1 pseudogene is annotated in these 291 nt (G+C 38.5%); it reads left to right on the top strand.

The features are described 5' to 3' along the window. Positions 1 to 197 (top strand): annotated as a pseudogene (locus V2H77_RS00020) (CDP-paratose 2-epimerase); the annotation flags it as partial. Positions 198 to 291 lie beyond the last annotated feature (94 nt).

The following is a 291-nucleotide window of genomic DNA, read 5'->3' as shown; positions in this document are numbered from 1 at the left end:
CACTTATTGAGTTGTTTAATCTTCTTCAAGAGATTTCTGGAACTACTCTTAACTATGAGAAATTAGCTCCACGAGAAAGTGATCAAAAAATATTTGTGGCTGACGTATCGAAGATATCTCACTATGTGGAGTGGATGCCGAAAGTAACCTCTAAAGAGGGGGTCAAGAAGATGTTTGATTGGTGTGCTTCTCTCTAACGCTACAGCCGTAGTAACCCAAAGCCGGTATTTTTTTGATACTCAAGAACTGAGAAACTGCCCTCATTTTAATATTATAGACGTCAATTCACAG

Source organism: Photorhabdus sp. P32, from assembly GCF_038085095.1.
Lineage (GTDB): Bacteria > Pseudomonadota > Gammaproteobacteria > Enterobacterales > Enterobacteriaceae > Photorhabdus > Photorhabdus luminescens.
The sequence above is the reverse complement of the archived record's forward strand: the minus strand, read 5'-3'. Positions and strand labels throughout refer to the sequence as shown.